The sequence below is a fragment of the Acinetobacter kookii genome (assembly GCF_900096895.1).
Classification (GTDB): Bacteria; Pseudomonadota; Gammaproteobacteria; order Pseudomonadales; family Moraxellaceae; genus Acinetobacter; species Acinetobacter kookii.
This window is the reverse complement of sequence record NZ_FMYO01000008.1, coordinates 31826-46300: the sequence shown is the minus strand read 5'-3', so window position 1 is coordinate 46300 and position 14475 is coordinate 31826. Positions and strand designations below refer to the sequence as shown.

Sequence of the window (14475 nt, the reverse complement as noted above, 5' to 3'; positions counted from 1 at the left end):
TTATTGGAAAGAAAAGCCATCTAAATTCAAATTGTTTGCAGAAAGTGCAAGGTCAAGGCTAGAAGTTTGATAGTCTTGATCACGTTGTTTCAAAATATCTTTAGATACATGACCTACCGCAATTTCACGTAAAGCAACTACGGTCGGTTTATCGTTATCCCATTCTACAGTTGGTTCAATGCCTTGACGTGCCAATTGACGCGCGCGTTTGCTTGCCACTAGTACAAGCTCAAAGCGGTTGTCTACATGGTCTAAACAATCTTCAACGGTTACGCGTGCCATAAGAATTCTCGTTTGAATATTAAATTTGAACAGACTGGGCAGTATAAAATGCTTTGCCTGCAGACTCAAGTTTTAATCACGGTTCAACAGGAGTAATTAATTTTTCAATCAATTCCTGATGACGGGCTGCCTGCTGTGCAATCACTAAACGATTGGCAATAATCACACATTCCAGATCATGCAGTGCCTTATTAAAGTCATCATTAATAATGACATAGTCAAAGTTTGTATACTGCTGCATATCTTCAACTGCACAGCCCAGGCGGCGCTCAATCACTTCAACAGAGTCTGTGCCACGGTTGGATAGGCGCTGGCGCAAATCGAACTGGCTTGGCGGTAAAATAAAAATTTGTTTCGATTCGGGAAAAAGTTTGCGGACTTGATCTGCACCTTGCCAGTCGATTTCAAGTAAAACATCATGCCCTTTGGCAAGCTGCTGTTTTACAGTCGCTTGAGCCGTACCGTAATAATTGCCAAACACTTCTGCATATTCAATAAAACCGCCTTGCTCAACCAAGGCAAGAAAATCTTCTTTTTTTGAAAAATGATAATGTACACCGTCAAGCTCACCGGGACGTTGGTCACGAGTAGTATGAGAGACAGAAACGTGCAGATTGGTCACACGGTCGAGAAGGGCTTTAACGAGGGATGTTTTGCCTGTTCCGGATGCAGCAGAAACGACAAACAAGAGACCCGACATGATATTTTTCCTGATATGATAAAATATCTTCTCTATTTTAGAGTAGACGACCCGCAAACAAAATAGCCAAGCGTCTTTTTGTTGGCATTTATTTCAAATTATTCCGCTCAACTTCGGGTGAACATTGAGGATCTTATGGAAATTGTATTGGCCAATCCACGTGGTTTTTGTGCAGGTGTCGACCGAGCAATTGCGATCGTCAATCGGGCACTGGAATGCTTTAATCCGCCTATTTATGTGCGTCATGAAGTGGTGCACAACAAGTTTGTGGTGGATGATTTACGTCAGCGTGGTGCTATCTTTGTCGATGAACTGGATGAAGTTCCCGATGACAATATCGTGATCTTTAGTGCACATGGTGTGTCAAAAGCGGTACAAATTGAGGCGGAGCGTCGTGGTTTGAAAGTCTTTGATGCCACCTGTCCACTAGTTACCAAAGTGCATATAGAAGTGACCAAATATGCGCGTGAAGGCACGGAAGCCATTTTGATTGGACATGAAGGACACCCGGAAGTGGAAGGCACCATGGGGCAATATGACAAGAAAAATGGTGGCGAAATCTATCTGGTGGAAGATGAAGAGGATGTGGCGGCATTAAAAATCCGTCATCCCGAGAAAGTGGCATTTGTGACCCAAACGACGCTCTCCATTGATGATACCGCGAAAGTGATTGATGCTTTACGTACAAAATTTCCTGAAATTCAGGGGCCGCGTAAGGATGATATCTGTTATGCCACGCAAAACCGTCAAGATGCGGTACGTGACCTGGCCACTCAATGTGATGTGGTTTTGGTCGTAGGATCTCCTAATTCTTCAAACTCAAACCGTCTGCGCGAGCTGGCGGAACGTATGGGGAAACATGCCTATTTGGTGGATAATGCAGATCAGCTTGATCAGGCCTGGTTTGATGAAAATACCAAAATTGGGGTAACTGCCGGTGCATCGGCACCCGAAATTTTAATCAAGCAGGTGATTCAGCGTTTACAGGATTGGGGCGCGAAAGCACCGGAAGAGCTGGCAGGACGTGAAGAGAATATTACGTTTAGTTTGCCGAAAGAGTTACGTATTCCTGTAACTCAAGCATAAAGCGTGAATGATTTAACATTCTGAAATTTTTAAAAAAATGAACAGATAACTGTGAAATGACAGTTATCTGTTTTTTTATGCCTTTTATCTTTATTTGTGTCAGTTTTGTAAGTTGGTCCGATATTATTTTTACTAGGGTAAAGTTTTGTTGCCTTGGGGAAAGTATGAATAAAAATAAAGGATTCACCTTAATTGAACTTATGATCACGATAGCTGTGTTGGCGATTATTTCAACAATGGCTGTTCCTTCTTTTACTCAGACGATTCGAAAAAACCAACTAATAAGAGATACACGTGATTTTGTAGATTTATTAGCAGAAACAAGGTCTGAAGCAATTTTTAAACAGGGTGAGCGGGTTTTGGCTGTAGATAACAGTGTTTCAACATTCTATAAAAAATGGGTGCCCAATCATGTGACGAAAGAAAGTGGTGATGCCAGCGTTACTTTCAATCGTTTAGGGCAATCCAAAATAACAACCAATGGCCAGTGTTTTGTATTTAAACATAATAGCGATGCAGCTTTGAAAGCTTACGTTTATGTGCAAAAAGGTGGAACGGTCGTTTATAACAAAATGGCAACAAGTTGCCCAACCTGAGAATAAGGAATAATTACAAATGAAAAATACTCAAAAAGGGGTTGGGCTCGTAGAGGTGCTGGTTGCACTGGTGCTTTTAAGCATTGCTGTGTTGGGTTTTGTAGCATTGCAAATAAGGGCTATGGGAGCGAGTGCAGAGGCTGGAATGAATGTACAAGCTTCTAATATTGCTAGGGATCTGGCAGAAAGAATGCGCGTGAATCGGGGTGGGTTGGCCGGTTATGTTGACAACAGTGAAACAGATAACTGTGCGACAAGCTTTTGTGATGCTACAAAAATGGCGAACTACGATTTTAGACAGGTGAAAACAAGAGCAACTAATTTGGGCATGAGTATCAATGTCCTAAATTGCCAGGGTTCTACTCTAGTTCGCAAATGCATCTATGTTGCCTGGGAGGGTACAACGGCAACAAATGGTACGGGCAGTCCAAACTGTACCAATGGCACTGCTTATGTCCCAAATGCCAAATGTATCATTATGGAGGTATATAACTATGGCTCATAAGCACTATACCTCGGGCTTTACTCTGATTGAATTAATGATTGCTTTAACTTTAGGCTTGCTTATTGTTGCGTCGGGTCTGGCTGCATTTTTAAGTAGTTCGCGTTCTTTGGGGTTACAGTCAGGAATGAGCGAATTACAACAAAATGCTAATTTCGGTTTGTCTTTGGTCGCACATGACTTACGTCATACCAATTTGAATACTGTATCTGCACAAAAAATAAATAATTTTGTGAATGGTTCAGGGATTATTTTTAAAAAGGAAAATCTGCCTCTTGCATTACAGACGATCACGAATTTAGAAACTGAATTGGTCAGTTTGCAAGACAGAGATACTGATAATACTACAGGTAAAAGTGACCGTATAACTATTCAATATACCCCTGAAACTGAAAGCATTATTAACTGTGAGGGAGCAACAGTCGGAACTGCTGTTGCACCTGCTTCAAATCTGGTAATTGTGCAGCGTTATTATTTGGCTGCTAGTCCACAACAAATTACAGGTGAACCAACAGCTTACTCCTTATATTGTGATGCGGGCTCATATCCTAAGAGTGCACCAACTGCAATTGCCGGTTTAGGTGTGCATGGTTCCAATAATGCACAACAAATGATGCAACGTGTAGATGCATTTAAAATACGTTTAGGTGTGAAAAATCCTTCTGGTCAATTTCGTTATATGACCATCAATGAGTACATCGATGAAATGGATGATATTCGTGATGCATGTGCGACCCCAATTGTTGAAGATACTTGTGCAAAAACTTATCTGCAAGTGACTTCAATGGAGGTAGGAATTTTATCTCGTTCGACAGGGACGATTGGTGCTGATGCAAGTTTAAATACTCAAACGACATTTGATGTTGCTGGTAAGGATAATGTCACGCTAGCAGGTGATGCTGCAGTTAATAAGCGATATTTACGTCAAGCGGTTAATCAAGTTGTCGCAATTCGGAATACATTGGGGGCATCGCAATGAAACAACAACAAGGTGCAACGCTTATTACAGTTTTGATTATTTTGGTGCTTGTAACATTACTGGGCACAATTGCTGTGAAATCGGGAATTTTAGGATTGAAAATTGCGACAAATAGTCAGGTGAATGCTTTATTGATGGGGAATTCTGACTCTGCTTTATTTAATATCGAGAACCCCGATCAAGTGGCAAGGCAGTTGGCACTCGATGGGATGTTTGCTTATTTCAACTCTTCAGCAAATGCTAATGATGAATTGGTATTTTGTTATCGCGCATCGGAAAATTCTTTTTTTAAATTATCTAAAGCTAGCGCGATTGCAGCGGATGGGTCAACGACCAAGATTGGTGTTGATGGCTTTTGTAAAGCCAATCAATTCGCAATGGGGCGTTCTGCAGTGCTGTCACAAGTGTATTTAACCAAAAATGCAACAACCTCTACACCATTTGGTGGTGCGCCCAAAGGAACAAGTCTTGGACAAAGTAATGTGCCGGTAATCACGCATAATATCGGGGCGACTGTCATTTCAGTCTTACCAAGTTTTGCAGGTGCGACTACTACGCAAATAGAGGACTGTTTTAAGCAGCGGGCTTCGGCCGTGGGGGCGTGTTTTGAGGGTTTAGGTATTCCCTATAACATGCAGCATTCGGACTATACTGTTGGCGGTCAGCCGAAGTTGGTATCGTAAAGAAAGAGAATTTAAAGATGAAAAAAATAAATCAAAAAAAAGGACTTTCAGCCACGGTGTCGATGATGATGACTTTGGCTATTTGTCAAAGTGTTGCGACACAAGCCAGTGACATTGATATCTATAGTAGTTCGACAGGTGGTCAAACACGTATTATGTTTGTACTGGATACTTCGGCCAGTATGAGAGCTACAAATACTTTTAAATTTGCATGTGATGCTCCTGTGGCAGATAGTGCGATAACAGTGCCAACTAATAATACAGAAGCCTCCACCACAACACCATCTTATTCTCGTTATTACTGTACGGCTAATATCACAGAGGTAACCTCCCCCAAGACTTATATTTATAAAACCCAAGTGACATCTCAAACAGTAACATCTACTACCACTACACCAACAACAGTATCTGATTTTCCGGTGTATAAGCAGTGTGCGAGTACGGAGAGTGGTACCACTACTTCTCGGACTGCTTGTAATAACACAACGATACGTACTGGGCCAGTATCGGGAACCTTTTGTTCTGAAACAGCTACTTCTACCCCTGTGGTAACTGGTAATATTTCTAAACAAACGACAACAACTTATTATTATTTACGTAATGGGGGTACAAGCAATTGTAGTTCTACCTCTAATAGAGCCTATCGCTATCGTTCAGAAGTTGTAAATATCACTACAACAAGTACCACGAGTTCTGCAGTAACTACAAATACTGCAAGTTGTACGGCAGGAACATCAATTAGTGGTTCTACTACTAATGTGACCACTTGTAATTCTGAAATCAGAAGTTGCCCAATTAATGCCACTACATCGGATACTTGTAGTACGGTTGTTTCATCAATACCAAGTGGTGCTCCTACCACAAATGAATCTTGTGGCACAGGATGTACTGCTTATTACACGCCAGAACAAACGACAACACAAAACAAAAGATTCTATGACCGTATTACTAAACTCAAAGATGGTTTATTTACCGTATTACAAGGGTTAAATGGTGTTCCGCAATTAGGAAATGACATTGTTATAGGTCTAACGCGGTTTACTGGAGGAACTTCAGGAACTGCCTCTAAAACTGGAACAGTTTTAGTTTCAGCTCGCCGTTTGGACACTACTTCTAGTAGTTTAACAGGAACTGCGAGAACCACTTTTGAAACGGAATGTGGCACGGCATCTGATACAACACAACGTTCATGTATATTGCAAAAGATTATAAATATGGATGCTCCTGACTATACGCCAACAGGCAGGGCATATGCGATTGGAGCGAGGTCTTTACTAAATACCATCGGAACAGATACATCTTCGTGCAATGGTAATGGTGTTTATGTTTTAACTGATGGCGGTCCTAGCACAACTAGTGTTGCAGATCCCGAAACAGAAATGTCAGCTACAGTGAGTGGTTTCAGTTGTCCTTCTTCATGGGATACGAATGTGGATAGTGAAAATTCGACCTATGAATTTAAGGAAAAAACTGCTAGTCCGGACAATCAAAAGGTTTGGCGTTGCATTGCAAAGTTTGCCAACACTTTATTAAATGGCGCTACTAATCGCCCCAAAATTAAAACAGCCGTAGTGGGTTTTGGTAAATTCTATAGTGGGTTAGATGCGTATACTGGAGCGGAAAAAACTAAAAGTGGACCTTTAACTTCTACCAATACTGATGTAGCCAATATATTAAATCGTTTTTTAAGTATTAGTAATACTTATGGTGAAACAACTGGTGGAGCGAGTCGTGCTGATATTGCCAATACCGCATTATGGGGAGTTTACGGGCGTGGTGGATGGTATTCGGCTTCAGAGCCTGGGGAAGTTGCTCAAAGTATTTTAAATTTTGTTGATGAAGTAAAACCTGAATTCGACCCAGTTGCCACAGGTTCTCCTACTTTACCGCAAGACTCCTTAAATCCATTGCGTATTCAGCCGTATGGTTATTACGCTTCATTTATTCCAAAGCCTCAAGAAACTACCCAGTTATGGGCGGGAAATCTTAATAAATACCATATCTATAATGGTGAACTTTATAATTCCAGCAAAACAGTACGCTTAATCACTGATACTGGTGCATTAAATTCAGCAGCTGATGGAATTTGGTCAGGAGGTATGAAAGGAAAGTTACCTTTAGGTTTAAGTACAAATGCTGAGAATGAAAAAAACGCTAACCGTACGATTTACACTAATCGTCAAATTACCGGCACTGCTGCCCCATTTATGGCTAGTGAACTTAATTCACTGAAAAAAGTTAATGTGGAAAGTTTATTCGGTACGGGTACAACAGCTCTATTTGCGAATGACCCAGACAAGAATTATTGGCTCAATTTGCTGGGTTATAATGTGGGTGCAACTGAAACAGATATTACTTTAGATAGTCTTACCGCAAAACCGGAACTTCGTCAGGTCGGTGCTGTGATGCACTCCACCCCAATTCTACTTACGCAACGGGGTAAAATAACTGTTAGTTCTGCAGGAGTATTAGATACAACAGATCGAGATGACTATCTACTCTTTGGTAGTACACAGGGGCTACTGCATGTAGTTGATGCTGATACAGGTATAGAGAAATTTGCTTTTGCACCCCATGAAATGATGCAAAACCAGAAAGTAGCATTCTTATCTGAGACCAGTAGTACACAAGGTTCATCAAATTTATTTTATGGTATAGATGCACCATGGACAGCATATACCCAATATGTGTCAAAAGCAGATGGAACATTAACTGTAAAAAGTTCTGATCGTACCAGTGATGGGGGGACTAACACAGATCTGGCACTTAAAGGTCTGCAGTGGGTATATGGCGGTCTGCGTATGGGGGGACGTAGTTACTATGCACTGAATTTAAGTGATTTGGATAATCCAAGTTTGAAATTTCATATTAATCCTGCTGCTGCTGTAACCACAGATGCAAATGGAACTACAACACCAAATACGGATAATGCACTAAGTTATATGGGCCAAAGCTGGTCTAAGCCAACACTTGCTTATGTTAAATTTGGTGGTGTTAAGAAGCTGGTAATGTTTGTTGGTGGCGGATATGACACTGGTTATGAAAGTGCAGCCTATGATCAAAATACCACGACTGGTAGTGGTGCGGGTGTTTATATGTTTGATGCTGACACAGGTAGTTTACTTTGGTGGAGTAGTGCTAATGCTACGGCAGCTAAAGGAGCAGAAGCATTTACTGATGCCAGCGCATCTACGATAAACATGAAATATAGTGTGGTGAGTCAGATTAATGCCATTGACCGTGATAATGATGGTCTGGTCGATAATCTTTATTTTGGTGACTTGGGTGGGCAGGCTTTCCGTGTTGATTTAAATAATGCAGCAACTGGTGTGGATGCAAGTGCTAAAAAAGCTAATTTTGCTACGCGTGTGGTGCGGTTGTTTAATGAACATGCGAGTGGAGGTACAAGTCCTCGGTTCTATGAAATGCCGAGCGTTTCTATTCATGAAGATAATGGTTATGTAGCAGCAGTTGCTTTTAGTTCAGGTAATCGTAGTTCACCCTTGGTAGGAACAGCAGCAGCCTCAGGCACAAATAACCAGGCAGGTTCAACGGTGAGTGCCGCAGATGGAGTTTTTGTCGTATACGACAAAGATGTGGCAAAAACGAATTTGTACGCTACCTCACCGGTGCCGACATTGACTACACAAAATGTAACACTTGCTTCTTTAAATACAAATATCACCACGGGTGTCGCTATCACAGGGAATAATGGCTGGAAATATACCTATTCTTCTACAGCTGGTGTCTATAAAGGCATGAATGAGCTGTATGCCTTGGATGGTATGCTGTATGTCAATGTGTATCATCGTGATGGAACGGGTATTGGTGGTTCTTGTGGTGCAGGTGTAAAAGGAGATTCCTATGTCTATCAATTCTGCTTGCCGACAGGAAAGTGTTCTTTTGCTACTACAACAAGTGGCGTTCCAAATAGGGTTAAATTGGGAGCGGGTATTTTAGGCACAGGTTTAGGGCAGGGGTTTAGGAATGCTAATAATACAGGTCTGATTGTAAGACGTCCTGCAACTCTAAATTGTACAACCACACCAAACTTACCTGAATGTCAAGAATTTACGACCACAGCGAAACTTAGACAGTTGCGTTGGTATGAAAGTCGATAGGGGGAATCATGAATAAAATACGTGCATTTACTCTGATTGAGCTGATGATTGTGGTCGTGATTGTTGCAATTTTTGCAGCAATTGCATTTCCTTCATATCAACAATATATGGAACGACAGGACCTGGCAATTGCACGGCAGGAAGCATTACGCATTGCTGCTGAGCTGGAGCGGTTTAAAGCAAAAAACTTTAGTTACAAAGGTTTTGATGCCAGTTATTTGTATAGTTATACAGGAGCTGATGCTGATGGAAATCCGACCACAGCAAGTTATTATGACGCTGCAACAGGACAATTATTGTTACCAATTGGTTCCACTGCTTCTACAGCGAAATATACCCTAACGCTAGCCAATAATGGAACAGGATATAAACCTTTGACTTTTGCCAAAGATTCAGATGGTAATGAAACTGCGGCTTCAGCCAGTGTGAATGGGCTGAGTTGGGTGATGTCGTTACAGCGGGCTAAAGATAGTTCAGGCGAACCAAAACAGCCACGAAACTATGATTTATTGTTGAATAGTGCTGGGGTGCGCTGTATGACAAAAGTGAAAGACGTTGTTACAAGTTATACGGGCTGTGGCGGGTATAGTGAGGGATGGTAATGAATAAAAATAAAGGATTTACCCTAATCGAGTTAATGATTGTTGTGGCAATAATTGCTGTTTTGGCAGCGATTACTTACCCTTCTTATACTCAATATAAAATTCGTACTAACCGTGCTGATGTACAAAGTGAAATGATGAATATTGCACAGCGCTTACAAAGTTATTATGTGATCAATCATAATTACACGAGTGCAACCCTAGATAACGGCACAACCAGCAAAGATTATCCAATATCTAATCCTGTTTATAGAGTTACGCTTGTTCCGAGTGGTCAAACCTATACATTAACTGCAGAGCCTATATCCGGCACTGTTCAGGTAGGTAATGGAAGTGTAATTCTTAATAGTCATGGGTGGAAGTGTTGGACTAAAACTACGACAGCATGTACACCTTCAGCCACCTCAAACTGGGACGGTCGCTAAGATAAATTCAAACTGTGGATAACCTGAAATTTGATCTTTCTTTCAGCGCAAATATAACGTAAAATATCGCCCTCTATGAAAGGGGTTTGAAATGTATCGATGGTCGGTACAGGGATAATCCGTAAAAACTATAAGGTTGTATCATGGTAGTTATTCGTCTTGCACGCGGTGGTGCTAAAAAACGTCCGTTCTATCAAATTATTGTAACTGATAGCCGCAATGCGCGTGACGGTCGTTTCATCGAACGTATCGGTTTTTTCAACCCTACAGCTCAAGGTAAAGCAGAAAAACTTCGTTTAGATGCTGACCGTTTTGCTCACTGGGTAGCACAAGGTGCTCAACCTTCTGAACGTGTTGCTTCTTTAGCTGCTCAAGCTAAGAAAGCTGCAGCTGCTGCATAATTTTTATATAAATTAGGTAGTAGTTTGCCCATGACACCAACACAGAATGTTCCCGAAGATCGTATTCAGATTGGACAGTTACGTTCAGCTTATGGATTAAATGGGTGGCTCTGGGTCTATTCCAATACAGAACCTATGAGCAACATCTTTGACTATCTGCCTTGGTACATTGAGACCAAAGCAGGTTGGCAAACAGTAGATGTAAAACGTTGGAAACCGCATGGCAAAGGCCTGGTTGTTTCGCTAAAAGGTGTGAGTGATCGTACTGCAGCGGATGAACTGGTTGGCGCAAATGTCTGGATTTCAAAAGCGCAGCTTCCGAAAGCAGGTGTGGACGAGTATTACTGGTCAGATTTAAAAGGCTTAACCGTGTTGGGTCTGAATGAAGAAGACCAGGAAGTCAATCTCGGTAAAATCCATGAACTGTTTGAGACCGGTGCCAATGATGTGATGGTGGTTCACGCAACACCAGACAGCGTTGATGCTGAAGAGCGTATGATTCCATGGCATAAAGATGTGGTACAGCGCGTTGATATTGAAGCTGGTCGTATCTACGTTAATTGGGGCGTAGACTACTAACAATTTTTCGGAAATACGGGAGTCTGCGATGTTTTTTGCAGTCATTACACTTTTTCCTGAAATGTTTGAAGCGATTACAGCCTATGGTATTAGCGGGCGTGCGGCAAAACGTGAAATAGTACAAGTCACTTGTATTAATCCACGTGATTATGCTGAGGGTAACTACAAAAGAGTGGATGAACGTCCATTTGGTGGTGGTCCCGGTATGGTGATGATGGCAGAACCTCTGTCAAAAGCAATCAACCATGCCAAAGAGCTTGCGCAAGAAGCAGGAGCGGTGAGCGTGCCTGTGGTGTATATGTCACCGCAAGGTAAAACCTTAAACGAAGCTGCGGTACAAGATTTTGTTCAATATGACGGATTGATTGTACTGTGTGGACGTTATGAAGGGGTCGATGAACGTTTGATCCAGCATTATGTTGATCAGGAATGGTCAATTGGAGATTACGTCTTGTCGGGTGGTGAACTGCCTGCGATGGTTTTATTGGACAGTATTATCCGGAGACTTCCGGGTGCCATGTCAGATGAACAATCTCACGTGCAAGACTCATTTGTGGATGGTCTTTTAGATTGCCCACAATATACCAAGCCAGACCATTTTGAAGGTTTGGAGGTGCCTGAAGTACTTAAATCCGGGCATCATGCCAATATTGAAAAATGGCGGTTTTTGCAGCGCTATCAACGCACCTTGGAACGCAGGCCAGAGCTTGTGGAAAAAGTTGAGCTGACCAGCCAGCAAAAAAAATGGCTACGAGATTTGAATACTTAATCGTATTCGTTAATAGGCTTTTTATGCATTGAAGCGGTCAAGCATAAAAAGAAATATAATCGGGTATATGCGCTTTAGCCTCTATATCCAGTGGAATTCAGACCCTTCTGAGCCACACATTATTGGAGATACCCCATGAGCGGTAAGCATCCTTTAGTACAAGCTGTTGAAAATGCTCAGCTTAAACAAGACATCCCAGCTTTTGCACCAGGTGACACAGTAGTTGTCCAAGTAAAAGTAAAAGAAGGCGACCGTGAACGTCTACAAGCGTTTGAAGGCGTTGTTATTGCTAAGAAAAACCGTGGCTTGAACTCTGCATTCACAGTACGTAAAATTTCTAGCGGTGTTGGTGTTGAGCGTGTATTCCAAACTCACTCACCAATCGTTGCTGGTATCGAAGTGAAACGTCGTGGTGACGTTCGTCGTGCTAAACTTTACTACCTACGCGAATTGTCTGGTAAAGCTGCACGTATTCGTGAAAAATTGCCAGCTCGTAAAACTAAAGCTTAATTTTAAGTTTTATACGAGTAAAAAAAATGCGCCTGTTGGCGCATTTTTTTATGTCTGACATTTCAGTGGTTACAAGCCTTGCTGTTTCAAACGGTTGGCATGCTGGCGGTAGACATCTACCGGATCGGGTGCAAATAAAGATTTCAAACCAAGGACCTGATTGACTTCATCTAAATGGTTCCAGTTATAGTTATCGCGGATGGTTTTACCAAACTTGGCACTGCAACGCGACACCAGGCCATCATTTTCTTTGCCGCCATCAATCAGCAAACTGGTGACTTTTAAAGCACCATCAGGGTCCAGCAAATTGGTCACTGTCCCGACACCGGTAAAGGAATAGTTATAAATGCCCTGGTCGAATAGCTTGCCTTCGCCACAAGCTGTGCTTGGCATGCCGATAGGGAACTTGGCATTAAACTGTGCAGAGCCTGCAAGGGTTAAGCTTGTTCCGCCTGCAAGTGAATCATGCGGGAAGCTTTGCGGGTCAAGCCCTTGTGCCCAGGTAATGGCTTTGGAAACAAAATTGATGACACCTACCAAGGGGCCTTCGATCGCTGTGCCTTCAGCAGATAAAATCAGGTCTGCCACAGGCGAGCCTTTATGTGGCGCACCTACACCTGTCATGGAGGCAACCTTGTCTGGCAATGCTCCTCCCACATAGCGAATGGTTGGGCCACCATGCGAGTGACCAATCAGATTGACTTTTTCTGCCCCGGTTAATGCCAGAATCTCTTCGACTTGCTGTACCAGTTGCTCGCCACGAATTTCAGATGAATTAAATGGCGATACGCGGGTGGCCCAGACATTGGCACCGTTTCGTGCCAAGTCGGGCAAAATCTGATACCAGTAATCAAGACCAAACTGGTCTGTACCTACGGTAATGAAACCTGCCATACCATGACTAAAGACAATCGGGTATTTGGTTTTTGCATAGGTTGAGACCGCTTTCGCTGTCACCTGTGAGGTGTTGGATGCCTGAGCCGTACCCAATAGTGTGCTGGTGATTAGACCGGCGAGCAATAATCCATATTTCATAAAAAATCCTCATTTTTTATATTTTCTTGATGCTTTTATTTTTAGACAATTTAGATTGTCATATTAATTATTGAATAAGGCAGGATGAAATAACGATAAGTTATCGATCAGTGAAATATATAGATGTAACAAAATATTTTTAAACCAGACGCACATCAGGGAAAATATCCCGGATGTGCTGGTTATTATAAACCTTGTAACTTTAAACGGTTGGCATGTTGTCTGAACAGGGTAACTGGATCAGGGGCGAACATTCCTTTTAAACCAAACATCATATTGGCTAGATCGGTATGGTTCAGGTTGTAGTTGTCACGAATGACTAGACCGATATGAGAACTGCAACGGGCCACCATACCATCATTGTCTTTGTTGCCATAAGACAGCGGACCAAGCTGCATCAAGATGCTATCAATGTCCAGCAGGTTGGTGGTTTGTGCAGTTCCACCCCAAGAATAGTAATAAATGCCTTTATCTACTTTGGCACCGCTCTGGTTACAGTCAGAAGCTAAAGCAGCAGTGGGGAAGCGTTTATTAAAGTTTGCCGATTCCACTTCAGTCAGAGACTTCATTGAAGCATCAAAGTTCACGGGAATGTCCGGATTGGCTTGAGCCCAGGTCATCAGTGGTCCAATGATGTATTGTCCCAGAATATTGAAGGCAGTGCGGCTAATGCTATTGCTCTGAATATCATCGGCGACTTTAGAACCGCGATAGGTTCCGCCCACGCCCGTGACTGATGCCACATATTGCGGTTCTACGGCTGCGACATACTGTACGGTTGGGCCGCCATGACTGTGACCAATCAGGTTCACTTTATCCTTTCCCGTAATTGCGAGCACTTCTTCGACTTGAGCAATCAGCTGTTCACCACGGAACTCGGTGGTATTGGCCGGGGAGAGCTGTGCGGCAAAAACAGTCGAACCATTACGCGCCATATCAGGCAAAATCTGATACCAGTAATCAATATTGAAACTGTCATCGCCGATGCGTGACCAGCCCAACCAGCCATGGGTCATGACAATGGGATACCGGGTCTTGGCATAGTCGGATTTGACCGTTTCTTGAATCTGCAAAATTCCTTTTGCTGCCTGTGTTTCAGCTGTAAGACCGCAAGTGAGGGTCATCATTACAGCAAGCGTTAGCGCTTTTTTACTTTTTAAAGTTTTCATCAACTTTTCCTTTTAATACTTTTGTTTTTATTCATA

The 14475-nt window shown here is 42.3% G+C and carries 16 protein-coding genes; 12 read left to right on the top strand and 4 right to left on the bottom strand.

Going from position 1 to position 14475, the window contains the following annotated elements:
- Positions 1-282 (bottom strand): DNA-directed RNA polymerase subunit omega, encoded by a 282-nt coding sequence (gene rpoZ, locus BLP85_RS11255; RefSeq protein ID WP_004896248.1) that lies wholly within the window; start codon positions 280-282, stop codon positions 1-3.
- A gap of 76 nt (positions 283-358) precedes the next feature.
- Complete coding sequence (gmk, locus tag BLP85_RS11250) at positions 359-982, bottom strand: guanylate kinase (protein ID WP_092820179.1); 624 nt, start codon at positions 980-982, stop codon at positions 359-361.
- A 135-nt stretch (positions 983-1117) separates the two neighbouring features.
- Between gmk and ispH the strand changes: the two genes are divergently transcribed.
- The 12 genes from ispH to rplS all read left to right on the top strand — a co-directional run bounded on the left by ispH (position 1118) and on the right by rplS (position 12235).
- Positions 1118-2068 carry a 4-hydroxy-3-methylbut-2-enyl diphosphate reductase gene (gene ispH, locus BLP85_RS11245; protein ID WP_092820178.1) on the top strand — a complete coding sequence of 317 codons (951 nt, stop codon included), beginning with the start codon at positions 1118-1120 and terminating at the stop codon, positions 2066-2068.
- A 164-nt stretch (positions 2069-2232) separates the two neighbouring features.
- A complete protein-coding gene (locus BLP85_RS11240; protein WP_092820177.1) occupies positions 2233-2664 on the top strand; it encodes a pilus assembly FimT family protein in 432 nt (143 codons plus the stop codon).
- A gap of 19 nt (positions 2665-2683) precedes the next feature.
- Positions 2684-3169 carry a type IV pilus modification protein PilV gene (pilV, locus tag BLP85_RS11235; RefSeq protein ID WP_092820176.1) on the top strand — a complete coding sequence of 162 codons (486 nt, stop codon included), beginning with the start codon at positions 2684-2686 and terminating at the stop codon, positions 3167-3169.
- Positions 3159-4145: a PilW family protein gene (locus BLP85_RS11230; RefSeq protein WP_092820175.1), complete on the top strand. Its 987-nt coding sequence runs from the start codon at positions 3159-3161 to the stop codon at positions 4143-4145. The genes pilV and BLP85_RS11230 overlap by 11 nt, the downstream gene beginning before the upstream one ends.
- Positions 4142-4828: a pilus assembly protein PilX gene (locus BLP85_RS11225; protein WP_092820174.1), complete on the top strand. Its 687-nt coding sequence runs from the start codon at positions 4142-4144 to the stop codon at positions 4826-4828. The genes BLP85_RS11230 and BLP85_RS11225 overlap by 4 nt, the downstream gene beginning before the upstream one ends.
- Positions 4829-4845: 17 nt before the next feature.
- Positions 4846-8949, top strand: a complete 4104-nt coding sequence (locus BLP85_RS11215) for a PilC/PilY family type IV pilus protein (protein WP_228143295.1) — start codon at positions 4846-4848, stop codon at positions 8947-8949.
- Between the two features lie 8 nt (positions 8950-8957).
- On the top strand, positions 8958-9551 hold the full coding sequence (locus tag BLP85_RS11210) for a type IV pilin protein (protein WP_092820172.1): 594 nt from the start codon (positions 8958-8960) through the stop codon (positions 9549-9551).
- The gene (locus BLP85_RS11205) at positions 9551-9976 is read left to right on the top strand and encodes a type IV pilin protein (RefSeq protein ID WP_092820171.1); all 426 of its coding nucleotides are present in this window, start codon (positions 9551-9553) and stop codon (positions 9974-9976) included. Before BLP85_RS11210 ends, BLP85_RS11205 begins: the two co-directional genes overlap by 1 nt.
- Positions 9977-10119: 143 nt before the next feature.
- The gene (gene rpsP, locus BLP85_RS11200) at positions 10120-10377 is read left to right on the top strand and encodes a 30S ribosomal protein S16 (protein WP_092820170.1); all 258 of its coding nucleotides are present in this window, start codon (positions 10120-10122) and stop codon (positions 10375-10377) included.
- Between the two features lie 30 nt (positions 10378-10407).
- The gene (gene rimM, locus BLP85_RS11195) at positions 10408-10956 is read left to right on the top strand and encodes a ribosome maturation factor RimM (protein ID WP_092820169.1); all 549 of its coding nucleotides are present in this window, start codon (positions 10408-10410) and stop codon (positions 10954-10956) included.
- Positions 10957-10984: 28 nt separating this feature from the next.
- Entirely contained in the window at positions 10985-11725 is a 741-nt protein-coding gene (gene trmD / locus BLP85_RS11190) for a tRNA (guanosine(37)-N1)-methyltransferase TrmD (RefSeq protein WP_092820168.1), read from the top strand.
- 135 nt (positions 11726-11860) lie between these two features.
- A complete protein-coding gene (gene rplS, locus BLP85_RS11185) occupies positions 11861-12235 on the top strand; it encodes a 50S ribosomal protein L19 (protein ID WP_086197174.1) in 375 nt (124 codons plus the stop codon).
- 69 nt (positions 12236-12304) lie between these two features.
- On the opposite strand, the gene BLP85_RS11180 is transcribed toward rplS, so the two are convergent.
- A complete protein-coding gene (locus tag BLP85_RS11180) occupies positions 12305-13270 on the bottom strand; it encodes a lipase family alpha/beta hydrolase (protein WP_092820167.1) in 966 nt (321 codons plus the stop codon).
- A gap of 185 nt (positions 13271-13455) precedes the next feature.
- A complete protein-coding gene (locus tag BLP85_RS11175) occupies positions 13456-14439 on the bottom strand; it encodes an esterase/lipase family protein (RefSeq protein WP_092820166.1) in 984 nt (327 codons plus the stop codon).
- Between the last annotated feature and the right edge of the window lie 36 nt (positions 14440-14475).

Coding starts and splice junctions, on each gene's coding strand:
- rpoZ (WP_004896248.1), bottom strand. CDS start 282: ATGGCACGCGTAACCGTTGAAGATTGTTTAGACCATGTAGACAACCGC.
- gmk (WP_092820179.1), bottom strand. CDS start 982: ATGTCGGGTCTCTTGTTTGTCGTTTCTGCTGCATCCGGAACAGGCAAA.
- ispH (WP_092820178.1), top strand. CDS start 1,118: ATGGAAATTGTATTGGCCAATCCACGTGGTTTTTGTGCAGGTGTCGAC.
- BLP85_RS11240 (WP_092820177.1), top strand. CDS start 2,233: ATGAATAAAAATAAAGGATTCACCTTAATTGAACTTATGATCACGATA.
- pilV (WP_092820176.1), top strand. CDS start 2,684: ATGAAAAATACTCAAAAAGGGGTTGGGCTCGTAGAGGTGCTGGTTGCA.
- BLP85_RS11230 (WP_092820175.1), top strand. CDS start 3,159: ATGGCTCATAAGCACTATACCTCGGGCTTTACTCTGATTGAATTAATG.
- BLP85_RS11225 (WP_092820174.1), top strand. CDS start 4,142: ATGAAACAACAACAAGGTGCAACGCTTATTACAGTTTTGATTATTTTG.
- BLP85_RS11215 (WP_228143295.1), top strand. CDS start 4,846: ATGAAAAAAATAAATCAAAAAAAAGGACTTTCAGCCACGGTGTCGATG.
- BLP85_RS11210 (WP_092820172.1), top strand. CDS start 8,958: ATGAATAAAATACGTGCATTTACTCTGATTGAGCTGATGATTGTGGTC.
- BLP85_RS11205 (WP_092820171.1), top strand. CDS start 9,551: ATGAATAAAAATAAAGGATTTACCCTAATCGAGTTAATGATTGTTGTG.
- rpsP (WP_092820170.1), top strand. CDS start 10,120: ATGGTAGTTATTCGTCTTGCACGCGGTGGTGCTAAAAAACGTCCGTTC.
- rimM (WP_092820169.1), top strand. CDS start 10,408: ATGACACCAACACAGAATGTTCCCGAAGATCGTATTCAGATTGGACAG.
- trmD (WP_092820168.1), top strand. CDS start 10,985: ATGTTTTTTGCAGTCATTACACTTTTTCCTGAAATGTTTGAAGCGATT.
- rplS (WP_086197174.1), top strand. CDS start 11,861: ATGAGCGGTAAGCATCCTTTAGTACAAGCTGTTGAAAATGCTCAGCTT.
- BLP85_RS11180 (WP_092820167.1), bottom strand. CDS start 13,270: ATGAAATATGGATTATTGCTCGCCGGTCTAATCACCAGCACACTATTG.
- BLP85_RS11175 (WP_092820166.1), bottom strand. CDS start 14,439: ATGAAAACTTTAAAAAGTAAAAAAGCGCTAACGCTTGCTGTAATGATG.